Origin of the sequence: Chloroflexus sp. MS-CIW-1, assembly GCF_030444705.1 — a bacterium.
Classification (GTDB): domain Bacteria; phylum Chloroflexota; class Chloroflexia; order Chloroflexales; family Chloroflexaceae; genus Chloroflexus.
In genome coordinates this window covers 1671844-1691017 of sequence record NZ_JAUBWR010000001.1, presented here as the reverse complement: position 1 = coordinate 1691017, position 19174 = coordinate 1671844, and the positions used below count along the sequence as shown (strand labels likewise).

Sequence of the window (19174 nt, the reverse complement as noted above, 5' to 3'; positions counted from 1 at the left end):
CTGTACTGTGAGACAATTATTCGGATAGGCGCTAAGTGCATGGTGTTCTTCGGTATTGACCGGTCGTTGAACAAGCCGACGACGCTGAAAAGCCCTCCTCGTGCGTGGCGTGTGCTGATAGATGTTGACCATACTGGATAACCAAAGCGGGTAGGAGCATGTGTCTGCTCCTACCCCTGCATCGGGCGTAGCGCCATCAACCTCAAAACTGGATGAGCGAGAAGACCGAGCGATCGCGCAAGCGCTCGCGGCCGTTGAGGAAGGTTAGCTCGATCACGAAAGCCAGTTCAGCAACTCGCCCGCCAGCCATCTCGATTAAATCGCATGCCGCAGCAATGGTACCTCCGGTTGCCAGCAGATCATCAACAACTAATACCCGTGCCCCTGGCTGAAACGCATCGCGATGAATCTCAAGTCGATTGGTGCCGTACTCGAGCTGGTATTCGATCTGATACGTTGCCGCTGGCAGTTTTCCTGGTTTTCGGATCGGCACCAGGCCAACACCAAGCCGATAGGCAAGGGGGGCACTGAAGATAAAGCCACGCGACTCAATTCCTACTACTGCATCAATATGCTGATCACGGTAACGCTCGTGCAGACGGTCAATCACTTCACTGAACGCCGGGCCATTTCCGATAAGCGTTGTAATATCCTTAAATTGAATACCGGGGATGGGGAAGTCGGGAATGTTTCTGATCAGACTGGCCAAATCTTGCTGCGTCATACGCCCTCCATCTTTACTGATCGTCTGCCCACACGCTATTATAGAGAATTCGATGACGTGCACGTGCAATAGTATGTGCTTCTGTTCACTATTTAAGTTTGATCATGCCTGTTTCATCATAGCATCATTTTCTCGCATCTGGTGGTATATTGCCCGGCGTAGTACAATGAGCAGATGATGAGATCTCCGATTCGGGTATGAATGTATGAATGCAATCGAATGCCACCAACTCAGTCGGCGTTTTCGATCAGTGATCGCAGTAGACCAGCTCGATCTCTGCATTCCAATCGGTACCATTTTTGGCTTTCTTGGCCCTAACGGCGCCGGTAAGACGACCACCGTGCGGATGCTGTGTGCCCTGATAGCACCTTCTGCCGGTAGCGCCCGTGTAGCTGGTTTTGACATCCAAACCGAAGCTGAGGCGGTACGGGCGAATACCGGTATTTTGACCGAAACACCCGGTCTTTACGATGCACTCAGCGCGATAGAGAATCTGGTCTTTTTTGCTCGTCTTTATGGGCTTTCGCGCGATCAGGCAACCGAGCGTGCAACCTTTTATTTGCGTCTGTTTGAGCTTTGGGAGCGGCGCAACGAACCGGTTGGCGGATTTTCAAAGGGTATGCGCCAGAAACTGGCAATTGCGCGCGCCTTACTACACGATCCGGCAGTGCTCTTTCTCGATGAACCGACTTCTGGTCTTGATCCGGCAGCAGCACGGGCCGTGCGCGATCTGATCAAGTCGTTGCGGGCAAGCGGCCGTACCATCTTCCTAACGACCCACAATCTGGCCGAAGCCGATGAGCTGTGCGATCTGATCGCGGTATTTCGCACACGGCTGATTTCGCTCGATACACCGGCTAATCTCCGCACTCGCCTGTTTGGTCTTGGCGTGCGAGTCATGCTGGCCGGCCCGGCTGCGCCGCTGGTGGCAACTGTGCAGGCATTACCATTTGTTATTGATGTGACCGCCGATGAACAGACGTTATTTATTCGTTTGACCGATCCTGAACACGATAATCCGGTGCTGGTACGAACATTGGTTAACGCCGGCGCTGATATTCGTTATCTTGAACCCTTTACACCATCTCTTGAAACCGTCTATCTTGAGCTGATGCAAGAAGGGTCAGCGATCGGCAAGTAGGGGGACAATCGAAGGGTCAACGATGACAATAATCGTCATCCACGATCATTACGACCAGAGAGCTTACGACGACAAACCTGAGCAGGAGTGCAGCATGGTGCGTTGGGAACGGGTCAAGGTCATTATTGGCAAAGAGTGGCTGGAACTGCGACGTTCACGCGGTTTACTGGCGGGAATGTTGTTGCCGCCACTCCTCCTTCCGCTGTTTACGCTTGGGCTTATCTTTGCGATGGGGATCGTCAGTGATCCCGATACAGCCGACATTCCGGCGGCAGCGGTTGATCCAACGCTAGCAAACCTGTCGCTCGAAGCACTGGCTCAGGTCATCTTCGGACGACAGTTTTCAGTTCTCTTTCTCTTGTTACCGATGATTATTCCGAATGTGCTGGCTTCATACAGCATCGTTGGCGAGAAGAATCGGCGAACGCTTGAGCCATTGTTAGCGGCACCGATCACGGTGAGCGAGTTACTGGTAGGAAAAGTACTGGCAGCAATCATTCCTGGTATTCTACTGACATGGCTTTGTGCCACGATTTTCGCCATCGGTCTGGTGCTGGTCGTGGTTGATCCGGTGGTGCCGACGCTTGTTTTCCAGCCTGGCTGGTTGATTATGCTTATTTTCGCCAGTCCACTCCTGGCAGCAATTTCGGTGGCGCTCACGGTTATGATCTCTTCCCGAGTAAACGATCCGCGCAGTGCGCAGCAGATTGCTGGTGTGCTGATTGTGCCGGTTATGTTGCTCTTTTTCGGTCAGATGTTGGGACTTTTTGTCCTTGATGTCATCGTGGGACTGAACTTCTCGCTACTGTTATTGCTCCTCACTGTTGGTCTGATCTGGATAGCGGCGAGAGTGTTTCAGCGTGAGGAAATTCTCACTCGTTGGCGCTAAATGTACTTGCGCGAGCGGATATAATTGAGTGAAGAAGGAAGCAATGAGCAGCGACGAAACCGAGACCAAGATACTGGCAATACGGTATTCGCTTGCTCTCGTCACCACCCTGCAATAGGGAGTGATCTATGGACGTGACGCCCCGGCCTATGTATGAGGTATTGACCTCACAACCACCCGATCTGATAGGGGCAATCCGTGAGACAATGCCATCGATTGGTATGCTGATCGATGCCCTTGAGCAGCGCACCGATCCTGCAATCCGGCTAAGCCTGCTCCGTCAGATCGGTACAGAGTGGTACATCTGTGGTGGAACGGCTGAGGTGCTAACGGAGTTGGGTTTGCATCTTGCGGCCCACCTCCCAATGGCACAAGGGGTCGTCGTGAGCGAGTTACTCCTGGCCTTCGGCGCCGCTCAAGAGGAGCAGCGCACTCGCGAATGGGAAGCCCGGCTAGTGGCGCGGGCAACCCAGCTCGATGGTTTACACCGCATCATCTCGGCAGCCAATTCAACCCTCGACCTCGATTCATCATTGCAAACAGTTGCCGAGACGGTAGCCCAGGTGATGAATGTCGAGGCCTGTTCGATTTACCTCTACGACAAACACCGTGATGAACTGGTCTTACGGGCAACGCACGGCTTAAATCGAGCGGCGGTTGGTCAGGTCGTGGCCCGACTCGGCGAAGGAGTGACCGGCTGGGCTGCGCAGTTGGGTTATCCTGTAGCTGTACACGACGTGCACAAAGACTCACGTTACCAACGGGAACCACAACTCGGTGAAGAGCTGTTCCGTTCGATGCTGGCAGTACCGATTGTGCTCTTCTCTGCCGAGCGGTTTCAATTTAGCGCCGATAAATTGCAAGGCGTGATTAACGTGCAGACAATCGTACCACGCGATTTTACCCAAGAAGAAATATCGTTTGTTGAGACAGCAGCCGGCGAACTGGCGTTTTTTATTGCGAATGCCAAACTGTATCAGCAAACCGATGAACGGTTACACCAGAAGCTACGTGAGTTGACGACTTTGCAACAGGTATCGAAGTCGATTGCCGAGCAAATTGGTCTACAGGATGTGCTCAATTTGATCGTTGAAAAGGCTGTTGATCTCTCAAAGGTTGACCGCGCATCTATCTTTCAGGTAGGTGAAGACGGCAAGCTGAAACTGGTTGCCAGTTATGGTGGTGAAGGCGATGGGGTACGCGATCTGATTATTCAGACAGTACGCGATGGCCGACCCCTGGCCGTGATGAACGCCTATCAGGATGCACGGTTTCCACAACTACCGGCAGTCGCTCGTGAAGAGAATTTTTATTCACTCTTCTGTATGCCGTTGCGGGCCAGAGGCCGCACCATCGGTGGTATTTGTCTCTATCGCCGTGAGCCGCATCTGTTTGATTACGAACAGGTACGCCTCTTAAATACCTTCGCCGATGAGGCTGCGATAGCTATCGAGAATGCACGTCTGTACGAAGAGAGTCTACGTGCGTTACGGATCAAATCGGCACTGTTGCAAGAGATGCACCATCGGGTGCGCAACAACCTGCAAACGATTGCCGCCCTGCTTGCTATGCAGTTGCGTCGGCTTGATCCGGCCAGTCCTGGTGCGAAAGCCCTCCGTGAGAGTGCTGCACGTATTCAGGCAATTGCGGCTATTCATAACCTTCTCTCGCGTGACGATATTGGTGTCACTACTGTCAGTGCGGTGGCTCGTCAAGTCATCGAGAGCGTGCAAAGCACCCTGTTCGAGACAGATATTCGGGTCGACTTCGCCTTTCTTGGTGATGAGGTGCGCATTGGTTCACGCGATGCAACGGTGTTGGCGCTGGTCATTAATGAGCTGGTTGACAATGCCTTGACGCACGGGTTAGGTATTGAAGGTGGTCGAATTGAAGTTGAAGCAGTATTAAAGCATGGGCAGGTAGTGGTTGAGGTACGTGATGATGGGCCGAGGCATCCGCCACCACCATCACGACAGAGCAGTGGGCTAGGCTTACAAATCATTGAAACGCTTGTCAAGGGTGATCTGAACGGCTCGTTTAGTTTGACTCGTGATGTCGAAGCGGGCTGGACACGAGCGCGGATCTGTTTTCCGCAACGCATCATTGATGAAGAGCGGATCGAGGGATGAACGGGCGACTAATCCCGAGTTATGCAATCCAGTCCGCTGTCCTTTACTGGTCAGGTATAGCAACAAGTACGTAACCGGGACAGACATACCTGGCATGAGGTAGGGTTATATCGTTTGGAGGCATTGTGGAACCGACAATCTGGGCCTGGATTGGCTTTCACGCAGTCGTATTTCTTGTTTTAGCGCTTGATCTGGGTGTCTTCCACCGTCATTCGCACAAAGTTTCTCTTCGGGAAGCAGGCTTATGGACAGTCGTCTGGATCACGTTGTCATTGGCATTCAACGCTCTGATCTGGTGGTGGCGTGGCCCCGAAGATGGTTTGAATTTTCTTACCGGCTATCTGGTTGAGTATTCGTTAAGTGTTGATAATATTTTTGTGTTTGTGCTTCTATTTAGCTACTTCCGCGTTCCACCGCAATATCAACACCGAATCCTCTTTTGGGGCATTTTAGGCGCTCTGATCATGCGTGGAACAATGATCTTGCTCGGAGCGGCATTAGTTGAACGATTTGAGTGGATTCTCTACCTGTTTGGTCTCTTTTTGTTGGTTACCGGCATTCGCTTAATTTTTCAGGATGATGAGCCTGAAGTCGACCCGCAACGAAATCTTTTAGTGCGACTAGCACGACGAGTCCTGCCAATAACTACTGAGATGCGTGGCGACCGTTTCTTCGTACATGAGCAAGGTCGTTATAATGCAACACCGCTCTTCCTTGTGTTGTTGATTGTCGAAAGTACCGATCTTCTGTTTGCCGTTGACTCTATTCCGGCAATTTTTGGCATCACCCACGATCCATTTATCGTCTATACCTCAAATATCTGCGCTATTCTGGGCCTCCGTTCACTCTATTTTCTGCTGGCTGGCGTGATGGAGTCGTTCTACTACCTGCGCTTCGGGCTGGCCATTATTCTGTCGTTCATTGGGATCAAGATGCTAACGCCGCTCATTACCGGCTGGTTCTCCGGTGGTCATGGTCTGCACATCCCCACCACCGTCTCGCTATCGGTGATCGTCGTGACGCTGCTGGTATCGGTGATTGCATCAATTATCCGTTCACACCGCTTGTCGCAAGCAACCGACTTGCAATGAAGGAGCTGTCTTATGCCCGACTTTCCTACTGAGGGTTCACCACCGTTCATCAACCGGATGCTGACCGTCACCGAATGGCGAGACTACGTCGCTAACTATGATTTTGGTAAACTTGCACCGAGCCGCCTGGTCTTACACCACACCTACCGGCCAGATGAGGCTTCATGGCGCGGTTTAACGACTATGCGCGGGATTCAGCGATTTTACGCCGGAAAAGGCTGGACAGCAGGTCCCCATATTTTCGCCGGTCCCGATGGTATCTGGCTGGCCACGCCAATGTCACAGATCGGGATTCACGCAGGCACCGGCAATGGATCGCTTGCCCAGGGCTGGTATTCTATCGGACTGGAGATGGTCGGCTATTTCGATAAGGTCTTACCATCGGGAAAGGTGTGGGAGCATTCGCTGGCCGTGATGGGAGAACTCTCGCGCCGTCTGAAGATACCTCCGCGACAGTTGATCTCGTTTCACCGCGACTATACCAACCAGAAGAGCTGTCCTGGCTGGGCAGTCACGAAAGAGTGGGTTTGGTCACAGGTAGAAGCATATCTCAACAACACGGCACCACCTGTCGTACCTCCCGGTCAGATTGGCACCCCAACACCCGATGATGAACGATTGATCGAAGTGCTGCTCGAAGAGGGATACAAACATAAGACGAATGGTCAGGGGTACAACGCCGATTGGGCCTTCCATGTCTATGCCCTCGAACATCAGCTTGGGATGCCAATGGGACCCAGCGCACGCCTGAAAGTAGACGGCAAAGAATACAACTATCAACCGTTTGCCCGCGACACACTCTACTGTGAAGTGCCTAACTGGGGTGACGTGAAGACGCTCAGTGAGTTGCTTGGTGGGAGTATTCCAGCAGGTGGTCTAGGACGGGCACTTCTGGAGGCAACCTATCAGGCCGGTGGTTCGCCGTTCCGTCCCGATTGGGCTTTTCATCAATATGCTGTTGCGCAACGATTAGGGCCACCGGTTGGCAAAAGTGCGCAGATCACGGTTGATGGGAAGCAGTATGCGTACCAGGCATTTGCGGTTGATACCCTCTACAACCTGGTACCCAATTGGAAAGACGTGCGTCGGTTGAGTCAGATTGGTACAGCTACCGATGCGGCAACGGTGAAACTCCGTGATGCACTACTGGCGGAGACCTACAAGCAGGCCGGGACGACCTATCGGCCTGATTGGGCGTTTCATCAACTGGCCCGGCAGTGGGCTATCGGTGTTCCGCTGGCAAACAGCTATCAGATCACGCTCGAACAGACAACCTACGCTCTGCAACCATTTGCGCTCGACGTTCTCTACAATGTGGTACCGAAATGGAGCGAGGTAAAGCGACTGAGTGATCTGGCTCGACAACACGGAATGCCGGTGTTAGGAGCAGCGATACCGACAGAACCGGTCACAACCGGTACCCGATTGACAACAACCGCTCAACCACCTATTGATGGTGAAATGACCATCATTCAGATAACGCCGCCAGCACTGGCTTTCAGTGAGCGTGGTGGCGAGCGTGTAAGTATGGTCGTTCTGCACGCAATTCCCGGCGCCGTAACAGACACCATCGCCGCGATGACCGATTTTCATGCGCGCTTCACCACTCATTACCTGATTGGACTCGATGGACGAATTTATCGTCTGGTTGATGAAACCAGGGCGGCCTGGCATGCCGGTTTCGCCATCGGCAGTGGAATACGTTACAACCTGAACCGGATCAGCATTGGGATCGCGCTTGAACGACCGGTTGGATGGCCAACGGCGAGCAGCATAGGTGATACCGACGCTCAGATACGGGCACTCTGCTGGTTACTGCGCCAGCTCGATGAGCGCTACCAGTTGTCACCCGATGCGATTGTACTCTGGACGAGTCTGGCCGGTAGTGATGATGAAGCACTGATAGGATTACCCCTGGCGACCCTGCGCGAAGCGTTGAAGTAGTGAAAAGAGGGCTGTTATCGGTCGCAGAAGTGATAACGGTACTTTCGCTACCATATTCGTGTTTCACCAGCAAATGACGGTAAGCTATGAATCAACTAGGCTGGCGATGTCTTACGGGTTTGTTATTCATCTTTGCCTTGTTCCTTGCGCCGGCAACACCTATCAGGGCAGAGACAAAGGTGGTTGGTGATGGCACACCAACCAGTTGTACGGCAACAGCCCTCGTCACAGCAGTCGCAGGTGGTGGTGAGATTTCGTTCAACTGTGGTGCAGCACCTCATACCATTGTGCTGCCGACACCCCTGATCATCACCTCCGCCCAGACGATTATTGATGGCGGGGGCCTGATTACCCTTCAGGGTGGTGGCGGGCGGATTATCGACCATTTCACCACCGGAAATAGCGGTTCCAGTCGACTTGAGTTACGTAACCTTACCATTACCGGTGGACGTGCCAGCGGAGGAGGCACCGATCAATCGGCGTTCAAAGGGAGCGGCGGTGCAATCCGCAGCTATTTTGCAGCAGCTAACCCCGCCTACACCCCCACCCTCGTTATTGATCGGGTCATTTTTCGCGATAATCAAACTACACTGACGACTGTGCCGACAGGAAAGGACGCCTACGATTACGGCGGTGGTGCAATCTACAGCCAGGGCGGGGCGGTTATCGTAACTAACAGTCGCTTCGAGGGGAATCACGCCAACAACGGTGCCGGTGGCGCAATCCATTTGTTGCAAAGCAGTCTGCTGGTTGAAGATAGTATATTCGTGGGGAACACCGCAATCGGCTTCCGCCCCCAAGACAGTCTAGGCGGTGCAATTTCGGCTGATGGGGTCGGCGGAGCAAACCGAACCTTACGTATCGTCCGCTGTCGCTTCCAGGATAACCAGGCTTACAATTCCGGTGGCGCCATTCACGCGAATCTGTATGAAGACAGTAGTAGTTTTGAGGTCATTGACAGTTCATTTATTTCAAACGCTGTAGTTGGCGGGAGTCGTGGGCAAGGTGGGGCGATTGGTGGCGGTGGTACGGCGATTAGCACCGGTACCGGCAATCCCTCGGTATTGATCAGCGGCAGTCTGTTTCACGCCAATCGAGCCCGGCGTACACCAGGAGCCGACGCAAACCCGCGTGAAGATGGTTCAGGTGGAGCAATTGCCTTTCCGCAGCAGGTTCGTCTGCGCATTGTCAATTCAACCTTCGTTGCTAATCGCGCAGAAGGAACCGGTATCAATGCCAACGGTGGTGCGCTTTACGTGCTGAACAACCGTCCTGAGCCGTTTGTTATTGAGTCCAGTACATTTGCCGAGAATTATGCCGGTTGGGTCGGTGGTGCGATCAGCCATTCGGGAAACGGCAGTGTCAGCAACAGTCTCTTTGCCTACAATACTGCCGACAACGGTGGTAATGGCTGGAGGATTCAGCAGCATTGTTCGCGTGAACTAACGCATGATGGTCGCAGTCTACAATATCCCCCTCGTCTCACCAGCGCTAATTTCTGGAACGATGTCACCTGTTTTGCGGGCAAGAGTGCTCCCACTCAAACCGGTGATAGTCAATTTCGCGATCCATTCCTCCAACCATTAAACAACAATGGTGGCCCAACCCTGACAATGGCTATTCCTGCCAACAGTCCGGCACGTGACGCCGGCAGTGGCTGCCCAACGACCGACCAACGTGGGATGAGTCGTCCACAGCTTCAGGCCTGTGATCTGGGGGCATTTGAATTAAAAGTACCCTTGATTGCCAATCCACCGCTCATCGCTCGTAATCAGCCACCACCACCGCTGCTTTTGCACGGGGTGGATTTTACCAGCTCAACTCAGGCCTTCATCAACGGACAACCACGTTCGACTATATTGCTCAGTAGCCAGCAATTACGGGTAACATTGACGATCACCGACGTGGCTGATCTGGGTTCGCTAACAATTACCCTAAGTGGTCCTGGCAGCGCAATTGGTGAAGCAGAAGTATTAGTCGTTGATACAGTTTATAGCGCCTATCTACCGATGATTATCACGAACTAACACATACCACACAAACAGATGAACCTCGGCGATGAATGCACTGCGATTCACGAGATTCACGGCGAGGCGGTGCTTCGCCCCTACAGGTATCCACGACAATGGTCACGAAGAGCTTCAGGGCATGGCGCTGCTATGCCCCTACATCCATTGTACATCGATTGATTGATGATTGACAGGTTTCATCCGTTACACCGTGAGACGGTTATGCGGAGTTGTCGTATCCAATACGCTCATCCTGCGAATGTTCACCTCAATTTAACATTTTCTTAATCATACAATGATACTTCCTTAAATCAACCCTTGTATCGTATAGTCGCAAGCGTCACTCACGACATCCCTTAGAGTGTCGCACCAGGAAGTGTGGTAAGCCGGGCAACGAGTTGCCCCGGTCTTTAGGGACGCTTGCAGCATTACAGATAGTAGCCAAAGGAGAAGAATCAGGTATGGTACGAAACGCAAAACGATGGATCTACGGTCTCATGTTGATGGCACTAATCGTGCCGGTGATCGCAGCGTGTGGCGGACAGCAAACCGCACAACCAACTGCCGCACCAGCACCGACCACGGCACCAGCACCAACTGCTGCACCAGCACAGACCACAGCACCAGCACCAACTGCTGCACCAGCACCGACCGCTGCGTCAACTACTGACTATGCCTCACTACAGGGTGATATTCTGGTTGATGGTTCATCAACGGTATATCCCATCACAGCCGCGGCTGCCGAGGAGTTCGCGAAGTTAGCACCTAATGTGCGGGTGAGCGTCGGAATTTCCGGTACCGGCGGTGGGTTCAAGAAGTTCTGCAACGGCGAGACCGACATCTCAGATGCGTCACGGCCAATCAGGCAGGAGGAACAAGAGGCCTGCGCTAAGAATGGTATCGAGTTTATCGAATTGCCGGTTGCTTACGACGGTCTGTCGGTGATCGTCAACCCGAAGAATGACTGGGTGACCTGTCTGACCGTAGCCGAATTGAAGAAGATGTGGGCACCGGAGGCGCAGGGCGTGGTGACGAATTGGAAGCAAATTCGTGACAGCTTCCCCGACCGACCGCTCGTGCTGTTCGGTGCGGGTACCGACTCTGGGACATTCGACTACTTCACCGAGGCGATTAATGGCAAGGCCAAGGCAAGCCGTGGTGATTACCAGGCCACCGAAGACGACAACGTGACGATTGTCGGCGTGAGTGGTGATGTCAATGCCATCGGGTATCTGGGCTACGCCTACGTCGTCGAGAACCCAGGCAAGGTCAAGCCGATTGGTGTCGACGGTGGCAAGGGCTGTGTCGAGCCGAGCTTCGAGACGATTGCCAACGGCACCTATATCCCGCTGTCACGCCCGCTGTTCATCTACGTGAACAAGAAGGCGGCTGAGCGGCCAGAGGTACAGGCGTTCGTCAATTACTACCTCAGCTCAGAGTTCACACCGATCATTCAGACCCCCCAGGTCGGCTATGTCAAGCTGTCAGACCAACTCTACGCCGCCATTGCTAAGCGCTTTAACGACCGCGTCGTAGGCACGCTGGTGCGCCCCGGCGAGGAAGTCGGTCTCACACTTGATCGATACTTGACCGGTGAACTGCCATCGAGCGTACCAACCTTCGATTACACCAAGCTGAGCGGCGACATTCTCATCGATGGTTCATCGACGGTATATCCTGTGACGGCGGCAGCCGCAGAAGAATTCTCGAAGCTCGCCCAGAATGTGCGGGTCAGTGTCGGAATTTCCGGTACCGGTGGCGGGTTCAAGAAGTTCTGCAACGGCGAGACCGACATCTCGAATGCGTCACGGCCAATCAGGCAGGAGGAACAAGAGGCCTGCGCCAAGAATGGCATTGAGTTCATTGAGCTACCGGTCGCTTTCGATGGTCTCTCGGTGATTGTCAGCCCGCAGAACAACTGGGTGACCTGTCTGACCGTGGCCGAGCTGAAGAAGATGTGGGAACCAGAGGCGCAAGGCGTGATCACGAACTGGAAGCAAATTCGTGACAGCTTCCCCGACCGACCGCTCGTGCTGTTCGGTGCGGGTACCGACTCTGGGACATTCGACTACTTCACCGAGGCGATTAATGGCAAGGCCAAGGCAAGCCGTGGTGATTACCAGGCCACCGAAGACGACAACGTGACGATTGTCGGCGTGAGTGGTGATGTCAATGCCATCGGGTATCTGGGCTACGCCTACGTCGTCGAGAACCCAGGCAAGGTCAAGCCGATTGGTGTCGACGGTGGCAAGGGCTGTGTCGAGCCGAGCTTCGAGACGATTGCCAACGGCACCTATATCCCGCTGTCACGCCCGCTGTTCATCTACGTGAACAAGAAGGCGGCTGAGCGGCCAGAGGTACAGGCGTTCGTCAATTACTACCTCAGCTCAGAGTTCACACCGATCATTCAGACCCCCCAGGTCGGCTATGTCAAGCTGTCAGACCAACTCTACGCCGCCATTGCTAAGCGCTTTAACGACCGCGTCGTAGGCACGCTGGTGAAGCCCGGTGAAGAGGTTGGGTTAACGCTTGACCGTTATTTAGGTAAGTAAATCAGTTGGCACGGTATGAGCAAGGGTTTCTCTCCCTTGCTCATACGGCATCTCTATGGTAGGCTAGAGATGGTACGTTGAAACACTTTTCAGGGAGGATTACGTGGCTGTTACTGACCTCCAAAAACAATCGAGCTTCTTGCGTAACACTCGCGAAAAACTGATCCAGATTGCATTGCTACTCGCTGCTACTGTTTCTATTCTGACAACGATAGGTATTGTCTTCTCACTCTTGTTTGAAACCATTGCCTTCTTTAGCGAAGTTTCTATCATTGAATTTCTCACCGAAACTGAGTGGACGCCTCTCTTTTCAATAAAGAAGTATGGTATTTGGCCACTATTATCGGCAACATTGTTAACCTCGGCGATTGCCCTCTTGGTAGCAGTACCCCTGGGGTTGGTAGCAGCTATTTTTCTCAGTGAATTTGCTTCTGACAATGTCCGCCGAACGACTAAGCCATTGCTAGAGATTCTGGCCGGTATTCCGACCGTCGTATACGGCTATTTTGCCTTAACCACAGTTACCCCGTTTCTTAAAAACTTTATTCCAACCCTAAGCATTTTCAATTCACTCAGCGCTGGCATTGTTATGGGTGTTATGCTCATCCCATATGTTGCGTCGCTTAGTGAAGATTCACTCTCGGCGGTACCTAATTCGTTACGGGAAGCCGCTTATGGTCTAGGTTCTACCCGCTTTGAAGTGGCAACCCGTGTCGTAGCGCCAGCCGCCATTTCAGGCATAGTAGCCTCGATAGTATTGGCCTTCTCGCGAGCCGTGGGTGAAACGATGATCGTGGCAATCGCGGCCGGACAGAATCCACGCTTCACATTTGATCCGACAGTCCCCGTCATGACGATGACCTCATACATCGTACAGGTCAGTCTTGGTGATACTCCGTATGGTTCATTGAGTTATTACACGCTTTACGCGGTTGGTTTTACCCTATTTCTCTTTACATTCATCCTCAACATCTTCAGCTACTGGATGGTTCGCAAGTTTCGGGAGGTCTACGATTAATGTCTACACAGGAACGACTTCGGGATGACGCCAAGGAGGCGGCTGAACTGATCACCAGCATCGCCGATACGGTAGATCGAGGAAGCGGCAATCTAAAATGGCGTCACTTCAAAGGGACAATCTTATCTGTCCTTGGCTGGGCCAGTATCATTTTTGGCCTGGGTGTTCTGGCGATTCTCATCATTGACGTGATCAACCGAGCAACTGGTATCTTTACTGGTGGTCAGAACTGGTTAACCTGGGATTTTTTCAATAACTTCGACTCGCGATTTGCGCAGCGGGCCGGGGCGAAAGCTGCTATTGTTGGTACCCTCTACACAATTTCGCTCACAATCCTTTTTGCATTTCCATTAGGTGTAGCAGCAGCAATTTATCTTGAAGAGTATGCAAACGACAACTGGTTTACCCGGTTAGTTGAGATTAATATTAGTAATCTAGCAGCCGTTCCCTCCATTATTTACGGCTTGCTCGGATTGCAGGTGTTTGCCCGCTGGCTCATGCTCGGTCGTAGTATCATAACCGGTGCGCTAACCCTGGCCCTCCTAGTCGTGCCAATTATCATCGTGGCCTCTCGCGAATCAATTCGTGCTGTTCCGCTAAGCCTGCGTCAGGCCAGTTACGCCCTAGGCGCGACTCGCTGGCAAACAACCTGGTATGTTGTACTCCCGCAAGCAATTGGCGGCATCCTCACCGGCAGTATTCTGGCCGTTTCACGGGCTATTGGTGAAACAGCACCACTGATCACGATCGGGGCGCTGACATTCGTGCCGTTCCTGCCACGCAATCTCTTCGACATTTTCACAGTGTTACCCATCCAGATTTTCAACTGGACCTCGCGACCGCAGGATGATTTCCGTGCACTGGCGGCTGCCGGTATTGTGGTATTGCTGGCAATTTTGCTGACTATCAACGCACTGGCGATCTACCTGCGTATCCGTTACCAGAAACGTTATTAGTACAAGTGAAGGTTAGCGATGACAGTTCACGATCTCGAACAAAATAACCCTAATGCGCTTGAAGCGCGAAACATGAGTGTCTACTATGGCTCATTTCGAGCCGTCAAAAACGTTAATCTGGCAATTGAGAAGAACCGCATCACAGCGTTGATCGGACCTTCAGGCTGTGGTAAGAGCACCGTGTTGCGCTCCTTTAATCGCATGAACGATCTGGTACCCTCGGCACGGGTTGAAGGTGAAGTGCTCTTTCACGGAGAAAACATCTATGCACCGGGTGTTGATCCGGTCAATGTACGGCGGCGAATTGGAATGGTTTTTCAGAAACCCAACCCGTTCCCTAAGAGCATCTACGAGAATGTAGCCTACGGCCCGCGCGTCAATGGCTGGCGCCTCTCGAAACGTGAGATGGATGAACTGGTCGAACGATCACTGCGTGGTGCTGCGTTGTGGGATGAAGTTAAAGATAAGCTGAATCAGAACGGCTTGTCACTGTCGGGCGGTCAGCAGCAACGCCTCTGCATCGCCCGGGCTCTCGCGATAGAGCCGGAAGTGATTCTCATGGATGAGCCATGCTCGGCTCTTGATCCAATTTCGACCTTGAAGATCGAGGAGCTAATGTTCGAGCTGCGTCGGAACTATACGATTGTGATCGTCACCCATAATATGCAGCAAGCATCACGGGCCTCTGATTATACGGCTTTCTTCCTGATGGATAGTGATCGGGCTGGTCAATTGATCGAATACGGCCCAACCGCACAAATCTTCCAGAATCCGAAAGACGAGCGTACCGAGCAATACATTTCGGGCCGGTTCGGATGAACCGCACGTGCTCAACCTGCCCTGTCGCGAACGTCGCTGACTTACACGGCGACGTTTCTGTTTGCACGTCACCATCGTATCGGCTATAATGAAAAAAGCGCAGAGGCCAGCGTCCCTGCCGGACACTGGCCTCTCGTAATGAGGATCAGCGATCAGCTTAGCGGGTCTTCGCCAATGTACGCATACAACGAGTGCAAATCCGTACCTGAACTTGTTGACCACTGGCCGTCATCAGCTTCGTCTTCTGAATATTGGGACGCCACATACGGTTCGTCCGCCGTTTTGAGAAACTGACATTGTGTCCAAATGAAGGTTTTTTACCGCAGAGTTCACATATTGCCATAGTATCACACTCCAAAAGATACAAGATTGTTTGTAGTTATACTCCGTGAGACTATACCATATTGCATTCGCTTTGGCAAACCACACCCACGAGACAGGGTAGACCATGGCAACGATGAAGGTAATTACCGACGGTGTAAGTGACATTCCATTTGAGGTGGCACGTGAACTCGAGATTGAGGTAGTGCCACTCCTTGTCCGTATCGACGACCGCCTCTACCGGATTGGAATCGATATTAGCGAAGATCAAGTTTACGATCAGCTTTTTAACGGCCATGATCGGGTCGAGATCGTTAAGCCAACAGCAACGACCTTTGAGCAACTCTACCGGAGCCTGCTCGGACGCTACGATTACGTCTTTTCGATCCATCTCAGCCAACATCTCGGCTCTATTTTCAGTGAAGCCATGGCCGGACGTGCGCGCTTACCCGCTTCAAGTACCAGAATCGAGGTGATCAATAGCAAACTGGCCGGTATGGCACTCGGTTCGGTAGCGATTGCGGCAGCAAAAGCGATTCGCGAAGGCATGTCGCCGGCTGAGGTCAAGGAGCGGATCGGACAAACGATTCGCCACACCCACACGGCATTTTTTGTCGATACCATGGAATATCTGGAACAGAGCGGATTACTAACCTTCAGTAATTCACTGATTGGTTCGATGCAACGCATTAAGCCTCTTATGATCCTTGACGAAGGCGAAATCGTTCCGTATGAGCGCACCCGTACCCGGGCAAAGGCAATTGAAGGTCTGTTTACCTTCGTCGAGGATTTTCCTCACGTTGAAGGGGTGATCATTCACTACGCTACCACCCCTGAAGATGTGGAGAAACTGTTAGAGAAGCTCGACCCGATCTTCCCCCGTGATCGGGTACAGGTATCGCGCATGGGACCGGCGATTGCAGCCTGCCTTGGCCCTGGTGCAATGGCAGTAACTGCGTTTGAAGGCTACAATGAGGCATGACCGAGGCTGAGCGACAGCAAGTAACGGCGCTCGGTAAGCTGTTGGCCGCCGAGCGCCGTGATGGGTGCGCAAATCGCGTGGCAAGCGATGGCCTGATGACATATCTCAAGCAATGGTCGGCAACCGCAGTGAGTGCAGCTCGTCTCCCTGCCGTCCAACGTGCTATCGGTCGGCTGGTTGGTTACGATAGTATGACCGTTGCCGAGCGTGATCAGGCATTGGCAGAAGCCATCGAAGACCTGCGATCACTCTTTCGTACCGGTAACAGTTCAGAAACGGTTACCTCCATCGCAACACCGTCAAACGAGCCAATACCAGAATCAACGAACGTTTCAAAGGTGAGTCGTTCTCTTGGCTCACGGCAACCGCGCCGACAAACTGTAAAGACACAGCAACGATCATTGGTCGAACTTGAACTCGACGCCCCACTAGAACAGATCGCCGGCGTTCAATGGCGACTGGTTGCCAGCTTTCGTCGGCTAGGTGTCAACACCATTCGCGATCTGCTTTACCATTTTCCCCGCCGCTACGATGATGTTAGTAATCGACGGATGATCGGCGAGTTGCAGATTGGCGCCGAGGAAACCGTGATCGGCGAGGTCACCGATGTACGTACTATCGGTACCGGACCCAAGTTGCGCGTGCGAGTTGAGATAAGTGATGAGACTGGTTCTATCGAGGCGATCTTCTTTAATCAACGCTGGATCGCCCAACAGATTCGGGTCGGTCAGACCATTGCCCTAAGCGGAAAAGTCACTACGTTCGGCGGCAAACGACAATTTAGCAGTCCACGCTGGGAACGCTATACTCCCGATCCTGATGCTCTCTTACACACCGGACGGCTGGTGCCGATCTATCCGCTGACTCAGGGGTTGCATGAAAATCAGGCCCGCCGCTTTATCAAGCAGGTCGTCGATGCGATGACCCCACGAGTCGTTGATCATCTGCCTCCAGCTCGTCGTGCTCAAGCCCGTCTGCTCCCTCTTGGTGAGGCATTGGCTCAAATCCACTTCCCATCAGATAAGAAAAAACTCGACGAGGCACGTCGGCGGCTCGGTTTTGACGAGTTTCTCTTTATCCAGATCGGTGTTCTACAGCGTAAACGTCTCTGGCAACAAGAGATGGGTTATGCCTTTACCATTAATGAAGAGGTTCATGCTGAGCTTCTGCACTTGTTACCATTCCAGTTAACAACCGCCCAACAACAGGCAATCAGCGAAATCTTTGCCGACTTGCGCCGGCCATCGCCAATGGCTCGCCTCTTGCAAGGTGATGTCGGGAGCGGAAAAACGGTAGTTGCCGCAGCAGCACTGTTGCAAGCGATTGCCAACGGTTTTCAGGGCGCCCTTATGGCGCCAACCGAAATCCTGGCTGAGCAACACGCCAAAAATTTGAAACAGCTTCTCGGTCGCGTGCGGGTACCACGTAAAGCCCCTACGTATCAGCAAACTTCGTGGCAGTCTGCACTCGATGCGGAAGAGTCGGCAAAGCTGGCCGAGATGATAGCAATCCTCGGTAGAACCCCCGAAGAGGATGCGGAAGGTGCACGGGTAGCCTTGCTCACCGGTAGTCTGAGTGCGCGCGAGCGGCGGCAAGTGCTCGAAGGTATTGCACGCGGCGAGATTGACCTGGTGATCGGTACCCACGCCCTTATTACCGAGACAGTACAATTTGCCAATCTAGGCCTGGTCGTGGTTGATGAACAACATCGTTTCGGCGTGGAACAGCGGTTGCGCCTGAAGAACAAGGGCTACAATCCGCATATGCTGGTGATGACCGCCACTCCTATTCCACGCACCTTGACACTGACGATCTACGGTGACCTTGATGTATCGGTGCTTGATGAACGACCACCTGGCCGTCAGGAGATTCGTACCCGCGTTGTTAGCCGATCAGAACGGGAAAAAGTGTATCGTCATATTCGGAAGCAAGTGGAGGAAGGAAGGCAGGTTTATGTCATCTGCCCACTGGTGGAGGAGAGCGAAAAACTCGATCTCCCCTCGGCGGAAGAGATGTATGAACGACTCCAGCACGAGGTCTTTCCCGACCTAAAAGTAGCGCTCTTGCACGGAAAATTATCGGCGCGCGAGAAAGATGATGTGATGCGGGCATTTCGCGCACATCAGTACGACATTCTGGTGGCAACTGCTGTGATCGAAGTTGGAATTGATGTTCCCAATGCCACCACGATTGTCATCGAAGGAGCTGAACGATTCGGTTTAGCCCAGTTACACCAGTTCCGGGGGCGCGTTGGACGTGGCAACCATCAGAGTTACTGCTTTCTGATCAGTGATAGCAACAATCAACAGTCAAGAGAACGTTTAGCTGCTCTGGAGCAGACCACCGATGGCTTCAAGTTGGCCGAAATCGACCTGCAATTACGGGGTCCAGGCGAGTTTTTTGGTACCCGTCAGAGTGGGACTCCCGACTTGAAGATGGCGCGCCAGGGTGACACCCGCTTGCTGACCGAAGCGCGTGCGCTGGCAGACGCTATTCTCGCCGATGATCCAGAACTGAAACGTCCTGAACACGAGCTGCTCCGTCGCAAGGTGAATGAGTTTTGGGCGGCGGCGATGCAGGCTGGTTAGCCTAGTAAGAT

At 52.9% G+C, this 19174-nt stretch carries 14 protein-coding genes; 12 read left to right on the top strand and 2 right to left on the bottom strand.

The genetic code is table 11. From position 1 onward, the window contains the following. Positions 1–202 precede the first annotated feature (202 nt). A complete protein-coding gene (locus tag QTO31_RS06755) occupies positions 203–724 on the bottom strand; it encodes an adenine phosphoribosyltransferase (RefSeq protein ID WP_031460160.1) in 522 nt (173 codons plus the stop codon). A gap of 205 nt (positions 725–929) precedes the next feature. Between QTO31_RS06755 and QTO31_RS06750 the strand changes: the two genes are divergently transcribed. The 10 genes from QTO31_RS06750 (at position 930) to pstB (ending at position 15272) form a co-directional block, all read left to right on the top strand. Next, positions 930–1865, top strand: coding sequence for an ABC transporter ATP-binding protein (locus QTO31_RS06750; RefSeq protein WP_301428504.1), 936 nt, complete (start codon positions 930–932; stop codon positions 1863–1865). A 22-nt stretch (positions 1866–1887) separates the two neighbouring features. Beyond that, the gene (locus tag QTO31_RS06745; RefSeq protein ID WP_236631234.1) at positions 1888–2754 is read left to right on the top strand and encodes an ABC transporter permease subunit; all 867 of its coding nucleotides are present in this window, start codon (positions 1888–1890) and stop codon (positions 2752–2754) included. Positions 2755–2882: 128 nt separating this feature from the next. Next, positions 2883–4883 (top strand): GAF domain-containing protein, encoded by a 2001-nt coding sequence (locus tag QTO31_RS06740; RefSeq protein WP_081910028.1) that lies wholly within the window; start codon positions 2883–2885, stop codon positions 4881–4883. A gap of 125 nt (positions 4884–5008) precedes the next feature. Further along, a complete protein-coding gene (locus QTO31_RS06735) occupies positions 5009–5974 on the top strand; it encodes a TerC family protein (RefSeq protein ID WP_301428503.1) in 966 nt (321 codons plus the stop codon). A 12-nt stretch (positions 5975–5986) separates the two neighbouring features. After that, positions 5987–7918: a peptidoglycan recognition family protein gene (locus QTO31_RS06730; RefSeq protein ID WP_301428502.1), complete on the top strand. Its 1932-nt coding sequence runs from the start codon at positions 5987–5989 to the stop codon at positions 7916–7918. A gap of 86 nt (positions 7919–8004) precedes the next feature. After that, entirely contained in the window at positions 8005–9945 is a 1941-nt protein-coding gene (locus QTO31_RS06725; protein WP_301428501.1) for a choice-of-anchor Q domain-containing protein, read from the top strand. 443 nt (positions 9946–10388) lie between these two features. Then, positions 10389–12479 carry a PstS family phosphate ABC transporter substrate-binding protein gene (locus tag QTO31_RS06720; protein ID WP_301428500.1) on the top strand — a complete coding sequence of 697 codons (2091 nt, stop codon included), beginning with the start codon at positions 10389–10391 and terminating at the stop codon, positions 12477–12479. A 103-nt stretch (positions 12480–12582) separates the two neighbouring features. Further along, positions 12583–13497: a phosphate ABC transporter permease subunit PstC gene (pstC, locus tag QTO31_RS06715; RefSeq protein WP_301428499.1), complete on the top strand. Its 915-nt coding sequence runs from the start codon at positions 12583–12585 to the stop codon at positions 13495–13497. Further along, entirely contained in the window at positions 13497–14453 is a 957-nt protein-coding gene (pstA, locus tag QTO31_RS06710) for a phosphate ABC transporter permease PstA (RefSeq protein ID WP_031460169.1), read from the top strand. The genes pstC and pstA overlap by 1 nt, the downstream gene beginning before the upstream one ends. Before the next feature lie 18 nt (positions 14454–14471). After that, positions 14472–15272: a phosphate ABC transporter ATP-binding protein PstB gene (gene pstB, locus QTO31_RS06705; protein ID WP_035419455.1), complete on the top strand. Its 801-nt coding sequence runs from the start codon at positions 14472–14474 to the stop codon at positions 15270–15272. Positions 15273–15429: 157 nt separating this feature from the next. Here the strand turns inward: pstB and rpmB are convergent, their stop codons facing one another. Next, the gene (gene rpmB / locus QTO31_RS06700) at positions 15430–15615 is read right to left on the bottom strand and encodes a 50S ribosomal protein L28 (RefSeq protein ID WP_081910030.1); all 186 of its coding nucleotides are present in this window, start codon (positions 15613–15615) and stop codon (positions 15430–15432) included. 105 nt (positions 15616–15720) lie between these two features. On the opposite strand from rpmB, the gene QTO31_RS06695 reads away from it, so the two are divergent. Both QTO31_RS06695 and recG read left to right on the top strand, forming a co-directional pair. Then, entirely contained in the window at positions 15721–16575 is an 855-nt protein-coding gene (locus tag QTO31_RS06695; RefSeq protein ID WP_031460171.1) for a DegV family protein, read from the top strand. Continuing rightward, positions 16572–19163 (top strand): ATP-dependent DNA helicase RecG, encoded by a 2592-nt coding sequence (recG, locus tag QTO31_RS06690; RefSeq protein ID WP_301428498.1) that lies wholly within the window; start codon positions 16572–16574, stop codon positions 19161–19163. The genes QTO31_RS06695 and recG overlap by 4 nt, the downstream gene beginning before the upstream one ends. Positions 19164–19174: the final 11 nt, after the last annotated feature.